Source organism: Collinsella aerofaciens (genome assembly GCF_901212495.1).
Taxonomy (GTDB): domain Bacteria; phylum Actinomycetota; class Coriobacteriia; order Coriobacteriales; family Coriobacteriaceae; genus Collinsella; species Collinsella aerofaciens_H.
Map to the genome: position 1 here is coordinate 19 of NZ_CAAKNY010000053.1, position 16,234 is coordinate 16,252.

The 16,234-nt window shown below is 58.6% G+C and carries 18 protein-coding genes; 11 read left to right on the plus strand and 7 right to left on the minus strand.

Going from position 1 to position 16,234, the window contains the following annotated elements; genetic code table 11:
• Positions 1-608 precede the first annotated feature (608 nt).
• From nrdD to folB, 5 genes are all read left to right on the plus strand, one after another.
• Entirely contained in the window at positions 609-2,831 is a 2,223-nt protein-coding gene (gene nrdD, locus SFLMC1_RS05910) for an anaerobic ribonucleoside-triphosphate reductase (protein ID WP_152074874.1), read from the plus strand.
• 431 nt (positions 2,832-3,262) lie between these two features.
• A complete protein-coding gene (gene nrdG, locus SFLMC1_RS05915) occupies positions 3,263-3,844 on the plus strand; it encodes an anaerobic ribonucleoside-triphosphate reductase activating protein (RefSeq protein ID WP_152074873.1) in 582 nt (193 codons plus the stop codon).
• A gap of 67 nt (positions 3,845-3,911) precedes the next feature.
• Positions 3,912-4,469 (plus strand): GTP cyclohydrolase I FolE, encoded by a 558-nt coding sequence (folE, locus tag SFLMC1_RS05920; RefSeq protein ID WP_152074872.1) that lies wholly within the window; start codon positions 3,912-3,914, stop codon positions 4,467-4,469.
• A gap of 2 nt (positions 4,470-4,471) precedes the next feature.
• Positions 4,472-5,053 (plus strand): HD domain-containing protein, encoded by a 582-nt coding sequence (locus tag SFLMC1_RS05925; protein ID WP_187323876.1) that lies wholly within the window; start codon positions 4,472-4,474, stop codon positions 5,051-5,053.
• Positions 5,054-5,096: 43 nt separating this feature from the next.
• The gene (folB, locus tag SFLMC1_RS05930) at positions 5,097-5,582 is read left to right on the plus strand and encodes a dihydroneopterin aldolase (RefSeq protein WP_152074871.1); all 486 of its coding nucleotides are present in this window, start codon (positions 5,097-5,099) and stop codon (positions 5,580-5,582) included.
• A 6-nt stretch (positions 5,583-5,588) separates the two neighbouring features.
• Here the strand turns inward: folB and SFLMC1_RS05935 are convergent, their stop codons facing one another.
• Both SFLMC1_RS05935 and SFLMC1_RS05940 read right to left on the minus strand, forming a co-directional pair.
• The gene (locus SFLMC1_RS05935) at positions 5,589-6,365 is read right to left on the minus strand and encodes a M48 family metallopeptidase (RefSeq protein WP_187323877.1); all 777 of its coding nucleotides are present in this window, start codon (positions 6,363-6,365) and stop codon (positions 5,589-5,591) included.
• Between the two features lie 74 nt (positions 6,366-6,439).
• Positions 6,440-7,453 (minus strand): dipeptidase, encoded by a 1,014-nt coding sequence (locus SFLMC1_RS05940; protein WP_152074869.1) that lies wholly within the window; start codon positions 7,451-7,453, stop codon positions 6,440-6,442.
• A gap of 120 nt (positions 7,454-7,573) precedes the next feature.
• Here SFLMC1_RS05940 and SFLMC1_RS05945 point away from each other — a divergent pair, with 120 nt between their 5' ends.
• From SFLMC1_RS05945 to SFLMC1_RS05955, 3 genes are all read left to right on the plus strand, one after another.
• Positions 7,574-8,002, plus strand: a complete 429-nt coding sequence (locus SFLMC1_RS05945) for a peptidylprolyl isomerase (protein ID WP_055286916.1) — start codon at positions 7,574-7,576, stop codon at positions 8,000-8,002.
• 3 nt (positions 8,003-8,005) lie between these two features.
• Complete coding sequence (locus SFLMC1_RS05950) at positions 8,006-8,584, plus strand: urease accessory protein UreE (RefSeq protein ID WP_152074868.1); 579 nt, start codon at positions 8,006-8,008, stop codon at positions 8,582-8,584.
• An 82-nt stretch (positions 8,585-8,666) separates the two neighbouring features.
• Positions 8,667-9,464, plus strand: coding sequence for an HAD-IIB family hydrolase (locus SFLMC1_RS05955; RefSeq protein ID WP_152074867.1), 798 nt, complete (start codon positions 8,667-8,669; stop codon positions 9,462-9,464).
• 78 nt (positions 9,465-9,542) lie between these two features.
• Here the strand turns inward: SFLMC1_RS05955 and SFLMC1_RS05960 are convergent, their stop codons facing one another.
• From SFLMC1_RS05960 to SFLMC1_RS05980, 5 genes are all read right to left on the minus strand, one after another.
• Positions 9,543-9,923: a Fur family transcriptional regulator gene (locus SFLMC1_RS05960; RefSeq protein ID WP_187323878.1), complete on the minus strand. Its 381-nt coding sequence runs from the start codon at positions 9,921-9,923 to the stop codon at positions 9,543-9,545.
• Between the two features lie 61 nt (positions 9,924-9,984).
• Positions 9,985-10,395, minus strand: coding sequence for an acylphosphatase (locus SFLMC1_RS05965; protein ID WP_152074866.1), 411 nt, complete (start codon positions 10,393-10,395; stop codon positions 9,985-9,987).
• A 2-nt stretch (positions 10,396-10,397) separates the two neighbouring features.
• Positions 10,398-11,504 carry a Gfo/Idh/MocA family protein gene (locus SFLMC1_RS05970; protein ID WP_152074865.1) on the minus strand — a complete coding sequence of 369 codons (1,107 nt, stop codon included), beginning with the start codon at positions 11,502-11,504 and terminating at the stop codon, positions 10,398-10,400.
• A gap of 73 nt (positions 11,505-11,577) precedes the next feature.
• Positions 11,578-12,063: a ribonuclease HI gene (gene rnhA / locus SFLMC1_RS05975; protein WP_152074864.1), complete on the minus strand. Its 486-nt coding sequence runs from the start codon at positions 12,061-12,063 to the stop codon at positions 11,578-11,580.
• A gap of 63 nt (positions 12,064-12,126) precedes the next feature.
• Complete coding sequence (locus SFLMC1_RS05980) at positions 12,127-13,065, minus strand: LysR family transcriptional regulator (protein WP_152074863.1); 939 nt, start codon at positions 13,063-13,065, stop codon at positions 12,127-12,129.
• 272 nt (positions 13,066-13,337) lie between these two features.
• Between SFLMC1_RS05980 and SFLMC1_RS05985 the strand changes: the two genes are divergently transcribed.
• From SFLMC1_RS05985 to SFLMC1_RS05995, 3 genes are all read left to right on the plus strand, one after another.
• On the plus strand, positions 13,338-14,648 hold the full coding sequence (locus SFLMC1_RS05985; protein ID WP_152074862.1) for an O-acetylhomoserine aminocarboxypropyltransferase/cysteine synthase family protein: 1,311 nt from the start codon (positions 13,338-13,340) through the stop codon (positions 14,646-14,648).
• A 313-nt stretch (positions 14,649-14,961) separates the two neighbouring features.
• Positions 14,962-15,738 (plus strand): hypothetical protein, encoded by a 777-nt coding sequence (locus tag SFLMC1_RS05990; protein ID WP_152074861.1) that lies wholly within the window; start codon positions 14,962-14,964, stop codon positions 15,736-15,738.
• A 186-nt stretch (positions 15,739-15,924) separates the two neighbouring features.
• Positions 15,925-16,131 (plus strand): hypothetical protein, encoded by a 207-nt coding sequence (locus SFLMC1_RS05995; RefSeq protein ID WP_152074860.1) that lies wholly within the window; start codon positions 15,925-15,927, stop codon positions 16,129-16,131.
• The last annotated feature ends 103 nt before the right edge of the window (positions 16,132-16,234 follow it).

Below are 16,234 nucleotides of genomic sequence, written 5' to 3' on the forward strand. Positions count from 1 at the left end.
AGCCTCTGAGCTGTTTTTTTGTCACCAAGCTCGCCGCCAAATAAGCCACCAATTATTGATTCAAGGTCTGTACGCGATGATCTTCTCATCCCGTAGGGGTACCGGCAGATTGCATACGTCCTGGCCGATCGTGACCGCAACATGTTGGTCAAGCATTATCTTTTGGATTCTTTTGGCGTGAGTGGCTTAGTTTTGGTAGGATTTGTCGGCGGCTTGACTAAGGGGGTTTTATAGCTGCCATGCAGGTAGTCGTGTTGGTAACGTTTTACCGACTTGTCAAATACCCCTCATTTTTAATGCGTCTGCAAAATGACTAATTGCTTTGACCTGCTGAAACACTATATGTTGTGTTTGACCTAAAAAAAGAATACAGGATATAGATGCATCTTTGTCGTATGATAGATGGCGGACAGAGAACGAAGACCTTAACTGCCTCTTTTGAACGTGTCCTTGAGCCGCTTGATCGGCTCCTGGGAATGTCCGCATGGAGGCGTATGGTTTATCGAGAACACAGATTGCGCGACGGCGCCGCAAGACAGGGGCAAGCCCTGCCGGGCATCGTTTGGCTCTGAAGCGCAATGAGACTACGATGCGAAAGAGGCAAGAGGATGAAGATCATCAAGCGCAGCGGCACCGAGGTTGTCTTTGACATCGATAAGATCGTCAATGCCATCCGCGCCGCAAACTTGGAGGTCGAGGAGAGCTCTCGTCTAACCGACCGTCAGGTGGTTTACGCGGCACAAAACGTTGCCGAGGCATGTGAAAATGCCGGGCACACCGTATCGGTCGAGGAGATCCAGGATCTGGTCGAGGACGAGATCATGCGTCTCGACTGCTATGAGGTCGCTCGCCACTACATCATTTATCGCTATGTTCAGAGCCTGAAGCGCCAAAAGAACACGACCGACGACAAGATCCTGTCGCTGATCGAATGCAACAACGAAGAGGTCAAGCAGGAGAACTCTAACAAAAACCCGACCGTCAACTCCGTTCAGCGCGACTACATGGCCGGCGAGATCTCCAAGGACCTGACGCAGCGCGTGCTGCTGCCCCAGGAGATCGTGGATGCCCACAACGAGGGCCTGATTCACTTCCACGATTCGGACTACTTCGCCCAGCACATGCACAACTGCGACCTGGTGAACCTGGAGGATATGCTCCAGAACGGCACCGTTATCTCGGGCACGCTGATCGAGAAGCCGCACAGCTTCTCGACTGCCTGCAATATCGCGACGCAGATTATCGCCCAGGTCGCATCTTCCCAGTACGGCGGTCAGTCGATTTCGCTGACCCATCTGGCTCCGTTTGTCGAGGTGAGCCGTCAGAAGATTCGTGGCGAGGTTGCCCGCGAGCTCGAGGAGCTTGGCGTCTCTGCGTCTGCCAAGAAGGTCCGTGAGGTCGTTGAGGACCGCCTGCGCGATGAGATTCGTCGCGGCGTCCAGACGATTCAGTATCAGGTCGTGACCCTTATGACCACGAATGGCCAGGCGCCGTTCGTGACGGTCTTTATGTATCTCAATGAGGCCCGTACGCCCCAGGAGAAGCATGACCTTGCCATGATTGTGGAGGAGACGCTTCGTCAGCGCTATGAGGGCGTTAAGAACGAAGCTGGCGTGTGGATCACCCCGGCGTTCCCCAAGCTCATCTACGTGCTCGAGGACGATAACGTTTACGAGGATTCCCCGTACTTCTACCTGACTCAGCTGGCTGCGAAGTGCACCGCCAAGCGCATGGTGCCCGACTACATCTCCGAGAAGAAGATGCGCGAGCTCAAGTTGTCGAAGGGCGAGACCGCCGGCAACGGCGATTGCTACACCTGCATGGGTTGCCGCAGTTTCCTGACGCCCGACCGTTCGGGCAACGGCTTTAACAATGTCGCCAACGCGCTGAACTATGATCCGACCAAGCCTAAGTACTATGGTCGCTTTAACCAGGGCGTTGTGACCATCAACCTGCCCGATGTCGCGCTGAGCTCGCATCAGGACATGGACAAGTTCTGGAAAATCTTCGATGAACGCCTTGAGCTGTGCCACCGTGCCCTGCTGTGCCGTCATGAGCGCCTGATGGGTACGCTTTCTGATGCCGCCCCGATTCTGTGGCAGTACGGCGCCCTCGCCCGTCTGAAGAAGGGTGAGACGATCGACAAGCTGCTCGTGGGCGGATACTCCACCATCAGCCTGGGCTATGCTGGCCTGTATGAGTGCGTCAAGTACATGACGGGCCACAGCCACACCGAGAAGGAGGGCACGCCGTTTGCCATGGCCGTCATGCAGCGCATGAACGACAAGTGCGCCGAGTGGAAGGCCGAAAGCGATATTGACTTCTCACTGTACGGTACCCCGCTTGAGTCGACGACCTACAAGTTTGCCAAGTGCCTGCAGCGTCGTTTTGGCATCATCCCGGGCGTGACGGACAAGGGCTACATCACCAACAGCTACCATGTCCACGTGTCCGAGGAGATCGACGCATTCGACAAGCTCAAGTTCGAGGGCATGTTCCAGCAGCTTTCGCCGGGCGGTGCCATCTCCTACGTCGAGGTTCCCAACATGCAGGACAACCTCAAGGCTGTCATTCGCGTGATGCAGTACATCTACGACAACATCATGTACGCCGAGCTCAACACCAAGAGCGACTACTGCCAGGTGTGCGGCTACGATGGCGAGATCCGCATTATCGAGGACGACGGTAAGCTGGTGTGGGAGTGCCCCAACTGCGGCAATCGTGACCAGGAGAAGATGAATGTCGCCCGTCGCACGTGCGGCTACATCGGTACCCAGTTCTGGAACCAGGGTCGAACCGAGGAGATCCGCGACCGCGTGCTGCATCTCTAATACCGCTCCGGGGCTGAACCGAGAGGGCCGCTTGGGCATTTGCTCGCTATTTCGGACAGTCCTGCGCAAGACGAAGGCCACATTAAGTGGCCTTCTTTGCGTGCGGAACTCATATCGAGCAAAAGCCCAAGCGGCCCTCTCGGTTCAGCCAAGTTGATGTAGCTGAGATGCAGCATGCGGTCTGCTCGCCCCTCGAAGTTCTTAGCGGAAATAGTTCGAGCTGCAGCTGCGATGTACTTGCGATGACGGTTGAGCCGCAACCCAGTTTTTATTGGACCTCGAACCCTATACTCGATGTTCGCTCCGTTCACCGAGTATCGCTCGCGAGGGGTCTGGAGTATATCGTCCCGCCCGCAGTTCTGCAGCGAGCACAGCGAGCGAAGCTGTTTGAGGACGGGATGATATACTCCAGACCCCCAGGAAGGTTACCTATGAACTACGCGAACATTAAGTATTTCGACATTGCCGATGGGGAAGGCGTTCGTACTTCTCTGTTTGTGAGTGGATGCCGTCGTGGGTGCAAGAACTGCTTTAACTCTGCCGCGTGGGATTTTGCTGCGGGCGAGCCGTTCGATCGTGCCGTCGAGGACAAGATTATCGAGAGTCTCGACCATCCCTTTATTGATGGCCTGACAATTCTGGGCGGGGAGCCCATGGAACCCGAGAACCAGGCGGGGCTCGTTGATTTCATTGAGCGCGTTCGCGCCACTTATCCTGTGGGGTCGGGGAAGACCATTTGGTGCTTTACTGGCGACGTACTCGAGGAGCTTATGCCGGGCGGGCACCATCATACCGAGGTGACGGGCCGCATTCTCGCCTGCCTCGATATGTTGGTGGACGGTCCGTTCGTTCAGGATTTGTACGATATCTCGTTGCGCTTTAGGGGCTCGAGCAATCAGCGCGTGATCGATATGAATGCCACGCGTGCCCGTGCCGAGCGTGAAAACGTTGCGCTTTGCGACGCCGTGGAGCTTTGGCGTGATGATCCGGTCTATTCGACCCATACTATGTAGCTGGCAGAGGTTGCGTGCCGCCGTGGTACCATAGCGCGAACGCGAAATCGAAAAAAGTGAGGCCCAGATGGTCGATCAGGAAAAAGTCGAGACTGCCATTAAGCTGCTGCTTGAAGGTATAGGCGAGGAGCCGTCTCGTGAGGGGCTGCTGGAGACGCCGGCACGCGTTGCCCGTATGTATAGCGAGATTGCCGGCGGTATGGACCAGAGTGCCGAGGAGCATCTGTCCAAAACTTTTGCCGTCGCTTCGAACGATTTGGTTATCGAGCGTGACATTACGTTTTACTCGTTGTGCGAGCACCATCTGCTGCCGTTTTATGGCAAGGCCGCCATTGGTTATATCCCTAACGGTCGGGTGGCGGGCCTGTCTAAGCTTGCTCGCACGGTTGAGGTTTATGCCCGCCGTCTGCAGCTGCAGGAGCAGCTGTGTGCGCAGGTTGCCGACGCTCTCATGGATTATCTCGCTCCCCAGGGAGCGATTGTGCTCATGGAAGCTGAGCATATGTGCATGACCATGCGCGGCGTGCAAAAGCCCGGCACCAAGACTGTAACGCTCGCTCGCCGCGGCGTCTTTGAGACCGATCCGGCGCTCGAGGAGCGATTCTTTAGGATGCTGGGACGCTAACTATGAGAGTCGTTAACGACTTTACATCGAATACGGACGAGGGAACACTGCGTCGCGGTTTTATGGCTTCGGGCCTGACTCCCTTTGGTGCCATGCCTCGCATTGATTATATTTGTGCCAACGGGCTGTTCCGGCGGCACCTGGGCAACATTGCACGGTTGGAATCGGGGCGCATCTTTTGCCGCCACGGTATTGACCACCTGCTGGATGTTGCCCGTATTATGTGGATCAAGAATCTCGAGGAACAGCTCGAATTTGACCGCGAGGTCATCTACGCCACGGCACTTCTTCACGATATCGGCAAAGATGAACAGTATGAATCGGGTATATCCCATGATGTTGCAAGCGAACGCGTCGCTGATGCGATCCTCGGCGGCATGCCCGATGACGTGGCGTTTGAGCCGGCCGATGCCGCAGCCATTAAGACGGCCATTCTGGGCCATCGAAAGCTGCGCGTGAACAGCCAACCGCTTGAGCGTCTGCTCTATGCGGCCGACAAAGCGTCACGCGCCTGCTTTGCATGCCCCGCGCGCAATGCTTGCAACTGGAGCGACGATAAAAAGAACCTGTCGATTCGCGTGTAGCCGGTATGCGCGATCGGGGTTCTAAACGAGGGAGACGATCGCGATGAGTAATAAAAAACTGCCTGAGAATGCCACCAAGACTGAGGGTGCTGAGCTCGCCCGTCGTGGTAGGGGTGAAATTTCTGCTGCGACGGCGGTACCCCATGTGAGCTATGACGACCTTCGCCATGCCGACCGTATCGTCATTGACGGCCTCGAGGTTTTTGCCAACCATGGCGTGTATCCCGAGGAGAACGCGCTGGGTCAGAAGTTCATCGTTTCTCTGGTGCTCTATGCCGACCTGCGTGCGGCGGGGGAGCACGATAGTTTGGACGCCTCGATTGACTATGGCTCGGTGTGCCACGATGTTGATGGCTATCTGCGCGAGCATACGTTTAAACTCATCGAGGCGGCAGCCGAGGGGACAGCCCAGATGCTGCTGCGCCGTCACCCCTCGTTGCTTGGTGTGCGCGTTAAGCTCGATAAGCCTTGGGCGCCTGTCGGTCTTCCCCTGGCAAGCTGCGGTGTCGAGATCGAGCGTGTGCGCTAACCGGTTCTAATACGTCTCTATGGGTGGTTGCTTGAGCCGCTGAGACAGTGCTCCATTGTTGGGGCAGTATGTGTCGAGCAGGGCGTGGAACCGCTGGTTGTGGCTTGGCTCAAGCAGATGGACAAGCTCGTGGGCGACAACCATGTCGAGACACTCGATGGGATAGGCGGCAAGTTCGCGTGCGATGCGAACGGCGCCGGTCTTGGGCGTGCATGATCCCCAGCGCGTTTTCATGCTGCGCACAGAGACGCGGGCCACGGTGACGCCCATTGCGATTTCGTGCGCGTGCACCATATCGCGCAGTGCCGATGTGACTTCTGACGTATAGAGCTGGTTGATGTTGGCTTGGAGCTCATCGGGCGTTAGGCCGTCGAGGATTGCGTGCCGCTTGGCCCGTGGGCGTTCGTCTGGCTCGTCGGTACCTATAAAACTTGCAAAGGTAGCCTGTTTGGGCCGTGGTACGGGTGACGCAAAGTTGTGATCGAGTGCATCCTGCACCGTGATGGGCTTGCCCCAAAGTGCAATGATGGACGAGGGGCTGAGTGGCTCTCGCGCCGTTGCCTGACGTTGCTCGCGCTGGGCAAGTCGGCTGGTAATCCAGGCGCTGTTGCGCTTCACAAACGCTTCGATACGCTCGCGGCTGGCGCCGAGCGGTGCGCTGGCGTGGACCTCGCCGCTCGATGTGACGCGTAGGTTGAAGTTTTTGACGCGCTTTTTGGCAACGACGACGGGGATGGGCGTCCCATCCGGTCGGGATAGGAAAAACGTAAATTGCTGCGTCAAAAGCGGTCCTTCAGATTGGGGATGGGCCGGCATGTCGACCGTTCGGCATACCGGCCCGCTCAAGGGATGTGAAATTAATAACGCTCAAAGAAGGCAAGCGCGTTGTCGCTGCAGAGCTTCTGCATCACGGTCTTGCCAAAGTGCCTGGAGAGCATGTTCTGGAATTCGGGCATTTTGCTGGCATCGGAGAGGAAAGTGGGCACCGCGGCACCGTCCCAGTCGCCGCCGAGCGCGATGATATTTTCGCCACCCAGGTCAAGCCAGTGTTCGATATGGGCTGCCAGCTGGTCGAAGGTGACATCTGCGGCGGTCTTGTCGGTTGCGTCGTTGGATAGGAACTTGCTGCAGTAGTTGAGGCCGACGATACCGCCCATGTCGCGGATGGTGCGGAACTGGTCGTCGGTGAGGTTGCGCTTGACGCCGCAGACGGTGCGGGAGTTGGAGTGGCTGGCGACGAAGGGGCGCGTGGCGTGGGCGACAACCTCGTCAAAGCACTCATCGTTGAGGTGGGAGACGTCGAGCACCATGCCGGCGTGCTCCATCTGCGTAAGCGCCTCGATGCCGGCGGCGGTGAGGCCGGCATGGGTGTCGTGTCCGCTCGCGAGCGGTCCCTGCGCGTTCCAGCTGAGTGATGACATGAGTACGCCCAGGCTCTTGAGCACCTCGATCAGCGCGGGGTCCTCGGCAAAGAACGTGGCGTTTTCGATGGTGTGGATGCAGGCGACCTTGCCGTCTTTGAGTGCAGGGCGAATGTCAGCGGCGCTGCGTACGTTGACCATGCGGTCGTGGTTGAGCATTGCCTGGCCGCTCATGTGCGCCATGATCTGCGCCTGGAAGCGCGCAGCGTGGGCGGTGGGAATCTCGTCGGGGACAAACGTGGCGAAGCACTGTGCCCACGGCGTATTGCCGATCTTTGCGAGCGAGATGGCGCAGGCGTTGCCCTCGATGAGGTCGAAATCCTGCGGATGCGTTTCATCGCCGGGGAAATAACCGTCGGTGCCGGCGGTAAAGCGCAGGTCGAGATCGAGCGTGGCCCAGCCGATGCGGTCGGCGGTGTCGCAGTGTAGGTCAAATACGGGATATGCCATGGTTCCTCCGGTTGCAGCGTTTCTTTGCAAACTGTCTTTGAATTGTATGACTAGGGTATAGTTAGCGCCATATGTTCACGGCGGCCCGCGTTGTGCGCCGCCCTTATCACGGAGGTTACCATGTCCAACCAGGGCAAGAAGGTTAAGACCCATTATCGTGGCACGCTCGACGACGGCACGCAGTTCGATAGCTCCTACGATCGCGGTGAGCCGCTGGAGTTCACCTGCGGCGCCGGCCAGATGATCAAGGGCTTCGACGCCGCTGTTGTCGACATGCAGGTGGGCGAGAAGAAGACCGTGCACATTCCTGCTGCCGATGCCTACGGCGAGCACAATCCCGAGATGGTTATTACCTTCCCGGCCGAACAGGTTCCCAACATCGAGCAGATCGAGAAGGGCATGAAGCTTTTCCTGTCCACGCCAAGTGGTATGCCCGTCCCCGCCGTGGTTATCGACGTAACGCCCGAGGCCGTGACGCTCGATGCCAACCACGAGTTGGCCGGCAAGGACCTCAACTTTGATATCGAGCTCGTTGAGGTCGAGGGTTAGAGTATGCCTGAACGCTTGGTTTCGACGACATGCTTGGGAAATCTCAACGATCCGTCCTATGAACTCCTGCTTCGCCGGAAGTTGGGCGGCGTCTTTGAAGTTGACGAGCTACTGCTCGATTGGGACCAGGCTGACGTGTGCGCGTTTGGGGGCGTGACGGGGCTGGGGCGCACGATCGATGTTCGGCTGGATACTACCGATGGCGGTCGTCTTGCCGATGGCGACGTGCTCGCCATTGACCGTTCGGGCATGATACCCGTGGCGGTTGTCGTGCGCCTGCGCAGCGCCGAGGTTTATTTGGTCGAAGTCGACCGCATGGATCCGATTGCGCTCGCGCATGCGTGCTGGGAGATTGGCAACATGCATGCGCCGCTCTTCCGGGGCGACTCGGACGAGCATACCGTGCGCATGTATACGCCGTTGCAGCCTGTTTTGGGCCGCATGCTCCGGGGTGTCGAGGGTGTTCGGCTCTCGGTGGTTACCCGTGAACTCGATGCGGACCGGCGCTTTGCGTCGAGTGCGGCGGAGGTCGTCGTGAGCATGGCTCCCGACTTTACCATCGTAAAAAAGACGCGCGGCTAAGCGCACGTATGCGCAAGATGGGCTTTGAGGGGCGACCAATCAAGGTCCGTCTTGCTGTTGATAGAAGGCTTTGGGGGAAGCTATGGGTCTTGAGGGAATCAAGCTGATTGCATGCGATTTGGACGGCACTTTACTGCATCCGGGGGAGCGCGAACTGCGTTCCGAGGCCTTTGAGCTTATCGATGAGCTGCATCGTCGCGGTATCGTGTTTATGCCGGCGAGTGGCCGTCAATATGCGAGCTTGCGCTACCTGTTTGCCCCGGTGGCCGATGAGCTCGCCTATGTATGCGAAAACGGAACCCTGGTGATGAGCGAGGGGCGTGCCGTTGTCAAGCGTTCCATGGAGCGTAGCCTTGCTATGGTTATCGCGAATGCCGTGGTTGCGTATCCCCATGCCGACGTGACCCTTTCGTGTGAGGGGCACCTCTACGCCATGAGCGGCAACGATGCGTTCGTCGACCATTTGCGCCATGAGGTCCACTGCGATGTGGCGGTGGTCGACCGTCCCGAGGACATCGATGAGGATGTCATTAAGATTGGCTTCCAGACGCCCAAGGTGGATTATCCGGCGGCCCGGGAGTATTTCGAGCGCCTTTTTAGCGACCGTGTCGACGTGATGACGTCGGGAGCCGCATGGACGGACTTGATCGGTTTCGGTTCGGGCAAGGGCTCCGCGCTTGCCGATTACGGTCGTGCCCTGGGGATTTCGCCCGATGAGATGATGGCGTTTGGCGACAATGAGAACGATCGCGACATGCTCAACGTCGTGGGCCATCCCTATCTGATGGAGAGCTGCAACCCCACCATGCGCGGCGTCAACGACCGCGTCCGCTACGTGCACACGGTCGAAGAAGAACTCCGTCGCCTGCTCGCCGAGTAGATATTTGGGACATGCCTAGAAATCTACTTTTTGCTGCAGAGTGCGGAAAGGTGTTTTTTTAAGGCATATCCCAAACATCTACCGGCAGTCGGGGCAGAGACCCTCGAAGATGGTGTAGTGCGACGTGACGTGCCAGCCGATTTGCTCGGACGCCTTGGCGTTGAGCTGGGCATCGAAGGGAAGTGGTACGTCGATGACGCGGCTGCACGAGGCGCAGATGATATGCGCATGCGGATCAATCGTGCGATCGAAGCGGCTGCCGCCCGGCGTCTTGATGGAGAGAATCTCGCCGGCGTCGGCCAAGAGGTTGAGGTTGCGGTAGACCGTGCCGCGGCTGATCTTGTCATCCTGCGCGCGCACGACGTTGTAGATTTCGTCGGCGGTGGGATGGTTATAGCTTTGGCGCACGGCGTCAAGAACCAGCTTTCGCTGCCTGGTATTCCTTCTTTGCACCGCCATGCGCCTCGCCTCTTTTCTATCAACGGTCGTAGGTAAATGATACCGTATTTAGCACACAATACTAATAACGAGGACTGAAACCGTCTTCATTGGCAAGTGGGGCTCGGGCCTGGGCGTCTACGAGGCGAAAACGTGTCCCTATGCGCTCGTAGGAGGCATGAAGCGCCTCGAGATGAGATAGGATGTTTGCCGGAGCCCCCTGTATCTCCATCTCAACCGAGCCGTCTTCCATATTGCGCACCCAGCCGGTGAGGGAGCGCGCCTGCGCGAGGTTGGTGTTGGTAAAGCGGAAACCGACGCCCTGGACTTGTCCCGCCCAGCGTAGGAAATAGCGCAGGGGAGTGTCTTGAGTGGCCTCGTCGCTTGCGAACACAGTAAGTCTGCGGCGCAGCTCGAGCTCGACGCCAGAGGGCTTTTGGGGTTCTCGACTGCCGCCGGTGACGCCCGAGAAAAGCTTGTCGAAAAAACCCATCGCTATGCCTGCTTGTTAGAGTCGGCGGGGAAGGTGATGCCCGCCTGCTGACGCACGGCATCCATGATACGCAGCGACACGAGCGTGACATCGCGGTAGTGGCCAAGCTCGTGGCGTCCCGCCGGTGTCTCCCAAATCTCTTCCTTTACGTTATCGATGCCGCCGATGGCGGTGATAAAGTCCGTGAGTTCGTATTCCATCGTGTTGCTCGATTTGGGCAGGTCGAGCACACGGCCGTTGCCGCCTTGCTCGCGCGGTGCCTCGGTCGCCGAGCCGCGTACGACGTCGCCGCGATAGTCGATGCGGACGTTGCGGGGCGTGGACAGATGGTCGATCTGGATAGTGCCACGCTCGCCTTCGATCTGCGAGGGTAGCAGGTCATTCGTAATTTTGGAGTGCGCGAGCTCGACGGAGATACGGCCACCGCCGTAGCTGGCGAGGATGGAACCGCAACCGTCGATGGGGCCGTGCGTGAGCTGTCGCGTGGTGGGGTCGAGCAGGGTAGTCATGCTCGTAAGGCCGGAGGGCATGCCGAAAATCTCAACCATGGGCTCGACGGTGTAGACGCCAATGTCCATGAGGGAACCCGATGCCATATTGCAGTCGAAGATATTGGTGGCGCGTCCCGCGAGGATCTCGTTGTAGCGCGAGGAATATTTGCCAAAGCGCAATGAGGCGCGGCGGATGGGGGCGATCTCGCCCAGGGCGTCCTCGATGGCGTGGAAGGCGGGATCGTGGAGGGGACGCATGGCCTCGAGGGCCACGACACCTGCTGCCTCGGCAGTGCGGAAGACTTCCAGCGCCTGCGCTTCGGTGGCGCAGAAGGGCTTCTCGACGATGACGTGCTTGCCACCGGCGATGCAGGCAAGGGCCTGCTCGTAGTGAAGTGCGTTAGGGCTGCCGATATAGACGGCGTCGACGTCGGCGGCCGCCGCAAGCTCATCGAGTGAAGTAAAGTTTCGCTCGCCACCGCGCTCGGCGGTAAAGGCGGCACCGCGATTGGCATCGCGTGAAAGCGTGCCCACAAACGCGGCTTGGTCGTTGGCGTTGACGACTTGGATAAAGTCGTCGGTGATCATGGATGTGCCGATGGTCGCGATGCGCAGCATACGTCCCCCTTGCGTTGTTTGGTCTACAGGATGAGTGTAGCGCGTGGGGATATAAAACTGCGCGAAAACGATATTACAGGTCGCTCTCGTTAAAGCCGGTGTCGATATCGAGGTTGCCGCCGTCGGCCGCCGTGGTGGCGAGCTCATCGCAGCGCTCGTTGAGCTCGTGACCGGCGTGACCCTTAACCCAGATGAATTCAACCTTATGCTTGCTTTTGGCGGTGAGTAGGCGCTCCCACAGGTCGCGGTTCTTGACGGGCTGCTTGTTGGCGGTTTTCCATCCGCGCTTTTTCCAGCCGTCGATCCAGTGCTTGTTAAAGGCATTGACGACGTACTGCGAATCGGAATGGACTTCGACCTCGCAGGGGCGGTTGAGTGCCTCGAGCGCCACGATAACGGCCATGAGCTCCATGCGGTTGTTGGTGGTCTTGGCGTAACCGCGCGAAAGCTCGGAGGTAAAGGTCTTGCCGGCGGGGTTGGTGTATTTGAGCACGGCGCCGTAGCCGCCGCGTCCCGGATTTGATCGGGCCGAGCCGTCGGTGTAGATGATGACCTTCACATGGTTCCTTTCGTTGGACGCTTCTCGTGTGGGTGTCCATTGTAGCGCCGCGTTCGCCGAGGGCTAGCAATCTACCGTTTCTGCCCCGTCCCCAGATGGCTGGCTTTCGCGGATGATGCGGTCGAGCTCATCGAGATATTGCTGCAGCAGGGTAGAGGGCCTGCGCTCGTCGTGCATGATATAACCCACGTGCATCGTCGGGGCGTCTGCCAGCGGGATCGACGCCATGCCCCATTGCATTTCGTTAGAGAGGACACCGGTCGATAGCGTGTAGCCGTTCGAGGTGATAAGCAGGTTGGTGAGCGTGCCGCGGTCGGACACGCGGATGTTGCGGTCACAGGGAATGTAGCTAAAGGGTTCCTCGGCGTAATAGAAGGAGTTCGAGGTGCCCTGCTCAAAGCTGTAGCGGGTGTAGGGTGTAAGGTCGGCAAGGGACAGTTGCGGGCGGCGGGCGAGCGGGTGGCGTTCGCTTACGAATACGTGGACCTTTGCGTCAAAGAGGGGATGGAAGCTCGCGCGCGCATCGGCAAAAGCCTTCTGCAAAACGCGGGCGTTAAAGTCGTCCAGATACAGGATGCCAATGTCGCTGCGAAACGCGCGGACGTCATCGATGATCTGCGATGTGGTGGTCTCGCGCATGATGAACTCGAACTTGCTGTCGCGGCAGCGCTCGACCACGTTGACAAAGGCCTCGACCGAAAAGGCGTAGTGCTGGGCGGAAATGGCGAGGCGGGCTTGCGGGGTGCCGCCGTCCTCGTAGCGTGCCTCGAGCATGTCGGCCTGCTCTACGACCTGGCGCGCATAGCCCAAAAGCTCGGTGCCGTCGTTGGTGAGCGTGACGCCGCGGCTGGAGCGCGTAAAGATCTCCAGATGGAGCTCCTGTTCCAGGCTTTTGACGGCGTTTGAGATGTTGGATTGAGCGGTATAGAGGCGCTGGGCTGCGGCGTTGATTGAGCCGGACTCTGCCACGGCGATCAGAAAACGAAGCTGCTGAAGGGTCATCGACGCCATCCTTTCGATTGATATCTATAAAACAGATAACAGGTTAGCGCTTTTAAGTGATTGACCGAGGAAAACAATGCTCGTACTATTCAAAACACACAAAGGCGGTAGGTAATTAAGCCAACCACGGAACCGGGATGCGAAAGGAGGCCCGCATATGAATTGCTTACCAAGACGAATGCCGGGCTCCTGTTTGCGCCCGTTGGCGTGATCAGGAGACAGCGACTTACTTCTCTCTTTTTATTTACTTTCGTTCGATCAAGGAGATCATCATGAGCCAGTTCATCAACAACCCCGAGCACACCTTTGGTTTCGACACCCTGCAGCTGCACGTTGGCCAGGAGAGCGCCGATCCCGCATCCGACTCCCGTGCCGTGCCTATCTACCAGACCACGAGCTATGTGTTCCGTAACTCCCAACACGCCGCCGACCGCTTTGGTCTTGCCGACGCCGGTAACATCTACGGCCGTCTGACCAACTCCACCCAGGGCGTCTTCGAGGACCGTATCGCCGCGCTCGAGGGTGGCGTGGCAGGTCTTGCCGTCGCCTCCGGTGCCGCTGCCATCACCTATACCCTGCAGGCTCTTGCCCAGGCCGGTGACCACGTGGTGGCTCAGAAGACCATCTACGGTGGCTCCTACAACCTGCTGGAGCATACGCTCTCCCAGTTTGGCGTCGAGACCACGTTTGTCGATGCCCATAACCTGGAAGAGGTTGAGGGTGCCATCAAGGACAACACCACGGTCATCTATCTCGAGACGCTCGGCAACCCCAACTCCGACATTCCCAACATCGACGCCATCTCCGCGATCGCCAAGAAGCACGGTCTGCCGGTTGTCGTCGACAACACCTTCGGCACCCCGTATCTGTTCCGTCCGCTGGAGCATGGTGCCAACATCGTCGTCCACTCCGCAACCAAGTTCATTGGCGGCCACGGCACCTCGCTGGGCGGTGTGATCGTCGACGGCGGTAACTTCGATTGGAAGGCGGGCGGAAAGTACGCCCAGATTGCTGAGCCCAACCCCTCCTACCACGGTGTTTCGTTTGCCGAGGCTGCCGGTCCCGCCGCCTTCGCAACCTATGTCCGCGCTATCCTGCTGCGTGACGAGGGCGCCTGCATCAGCCCGTTCAACGCCTGGGTCCTGCTTCAGGGCACCGAGACTCTGTCGCTGCGCGTTGACCGTCATGTCGAGAATACCAAGAAGGTCGTTGAGTTCCTGGCTGGTGACAGCCACGTCGCCAAGGTGAACCACCCGAGCCTGCCTGAGCACCCCGATCACGAGCTCTATCAGAAGTACTTCCCCCATGGCGGTGCCTCGATCTTTACCTTTGAGATTAAGGGTGGCCAGGAGGCGGCTTGGAAGTTCATCGATCATCTGCAGGTGTTCTCGCTGCTCGCCAACGTGGCCGACGTCAAGTCGCTCGTCGTGCACCCGGCTACCACCACGCACTCCCAGCTTTCTGCCGAGGAGCTCGCCGAGCAGAACATCACGCCTTCCACGATTCGTCTTTCCATCGGTACCGAGAACGCCGAGGATATCATTTGGGATCTGAAGCAGGCCTTCGCCGCGCTGGACGAGTAGGGCGACTTGTGCAAGGAACCCTTGCGACTCGATAGGTATAACTGCATAAAATGCCTGCTCAAGGCGCCTGTGCGAACAATGGTTGCACAGGCGCCCTTTTTTGCATAGAGAGGGTGCAAAAACAGGGTTTTTGACACGCTTTATGCATTCGAGTTGTGGAAAACTCCTGTTGAGAGGATGTGAGTTCTACGCAATTGACGTGCGCCTTTTGAGTAAAAACGCAGGTCGCGATTTGATCGGGGTACTATGCAGCGCGATCGAATCGCACACAGCTCAAACGCAGCAAAAACGCACTACGGAGGTTTCCAGCTACATGAGGATTGATTCACGAAAACCGAAAGCCGCCGCCCTTTCCGCCGCTCTGACCGTGGCACTTTTGGCGGGCGCCGGCGCAACTGATGCCCACGCGGTAACACTATCCGATACGGTCGGATCTACGCCGTCCGAGGCGACGCTGGTACAGCCCGTCGACTACCGCGGCGACGGTTATGGCTCTATGCAGGAGTGGAACGCCTCGATGGGGGCAAAGCGCGATTCCCTGGAGATGCGCGCTCAGATCATTATGAATATGTATGGCGACTATGCTACCGATGACGAGCGCGCTGTGTTGCAGGGCTGCATCGACGGTGCGGGTAGCCTGTTGACGATGGGGGAGGTCGACGCCAAGTCGACCGAGCTCGACGAGCTTCGCTCCGCGCTTGAGGATGCCAAGCGCGAGGCGCTCGAGGCCGCCGCTGCCGAGGCCGAGGCTGCCGAGGCCGCCCAGGCTTCGTACTACAACGCCGACTCCGGCTCGTCTTACGCGTCTGCTGCGTCCTACGCGAACGAATCGGGCCTGACGCGCTCTGCGGGTGTCAATAACTACAACGGCCGCCGCGAGACTTATTACAGCAGCAACGTGTTGTATCACCACCGCACGGGCGAATGGACGCAGGACGCCGAGGGCTTTTGGCGAGATTCCGATGGCTACTACGTCGTGGCCGCGGGCGATAAGGCCCAAGGCTCCACGTTTACCGGATCCAAGGGCGAGTGCAAGGTCTATGACTCCGGCTGCGCTGCCGGAACCACCGACTACTACACTGGCTGGTAATTATTCTGCATCACGGATATTTGGCGGACGGGCGTCTTTACCGAGCTTTTGGGCAACGTGGGGACGCCCGTTCTGTGTATGCGTTTGAGCTAACAGAGCCCTTACCGTGACGGTACGTCGCGCATATGGGCGCGGGGCACACTAGTTCATGAGAAATAGAGTCTTTCTCTTGGAGGAAGTGGTCTTGTGAACGCTCGAGATATCGCCGTTGCCGCCGTTGCTTTGACGCTTGGTTGCCTTGGTCCTACGGCCGCGCTCGTCGCGGGTATGCAGGGGTCTTGTGGGGCTGCCTCTATCGTGGTCGGCGCGTTGATCGCGGCCGCGCTGCTGGGAAGTGCGGGTGTGGTCCTTTGTCGCGACGATGAGGACCAGGCGTCGGAGTTGCAGCTCTAACCGTCGGGACATCGACTACTGGTTATAGATGAAGATGAAAGCCGCCGTAAGGGGAGTGCTCCTTGCGGCGGCTTTGCTGTTGAGTCTGTTGACGTGGTGAGCC

Excerpts from the sequence above, each read along its gene's own strand:
- SFLMC1_RS05950 (WP_152074868.1), top strand. The coding sequence starts at position 8,006 with ATGCCTGAACGCTTGGTTTCGACGACATGCTTGGGAAATCTCAACGAT.
- SFLMC1_RS05965 (WP_152074866.1), bottom strand. The coding sequence starts at position 10,395 with ATGGGTTTTTTCGACAAGCTTTTCTCGGGCGTCACCGGCGGCAGTCGA.
- folE (WP_152074872.1), top strand. The coding sequence starts at position 3,912 with ATGGTCGATCAGGAAAAAGTCGAGACTGCCATTAAGCTGCTGCTTGAA.
- folB (WP_152074871.1), top strand. The coding sequence starts at position 5,097 with ATGAGTAATAAAAAACTGCCTGAGAATGCCACCAAGACTGAGGGTGCT.
- SFLMC1_RS05925 (WP_187323876.1), top strand. The coding sequence starts at position 4,472 with ATGAGAGTCGTTAACGACTTTACATCGAATACGGACGAGGGAACACTG.
- SFLMC1_RS05955 (WP_152074867.1), top strand. The coding sequence starts at position 8,667 with ATGGGTCTTGAGGGAATCAAGCTGATTGCATGCGATTTGGACGGCACT.
- SFLMC1_RS05980 (WP_152074863.1), bottom strand. The coding sequence starts at position 13,065 with ATGACCCTTCAGCAGCTTCGTTTTCTGATCGCCGTGGCAGAGTCCGGC.
- SFLMC1_RS05960 (WP_187323878.1), bottom strand. The coding sequence starts at position 9,923 with ATGGCGGTGCAAAGAAGGAATACCAGGCAGCGAAAGCTGGTTCTTGAC.
- nrdD (WP_152074874.1), top strand. The coding sequence starts at position 609 with ATGAAGATCATCAAGCGCAGCGGCACCGAGGTTGTCTTTGACATCGAT.
- nrdG (WP_152074873.1), top strand. The coding sequence starts at position 3,263 with ATGAACTACGCGAACATTAAGTATTTCGACATTGCCGATGGGGAAGGC.
- SFLMC1_RS05940 (WP_152074869.1), bottom strand. The coding sequence starts at position 7,453 with ATGGCATATCCCGTATTTGACCTACACTGCGACACCGCCGACCGCATC.
- SFLMC1_RS05985 (WP_152074862.1), top strand. The coding sequence starts at position 13,338 with ATGAGCCAGTTCATCAACAACCCCGAGCACACCTTTGGTTTCGACACC.
- SFLMC1_RS05990 (WP_152074861.1), top strand. The coding sequence starts at position 14,962 with ATGAGGATTGATTCACGAAAACCGAAAGCCGCCGCCCTTTCCGCCGCT.
- SFLMC1_RS05970 (WP_152074865.1), bottom strand. The coding sequence starts at position 11,504 with ATGCTGCGCATCGCGACCATCGGCACATCCATGATCACCGACGACTTT.
- SFLMC1_RS05945 (WP_055286916.1), top strand. The coding sequence starts at position 7,574 with ATGTCCAACCAGGGCAAGAAGGTTAAGACCCATTATCGTGGCACGCTC.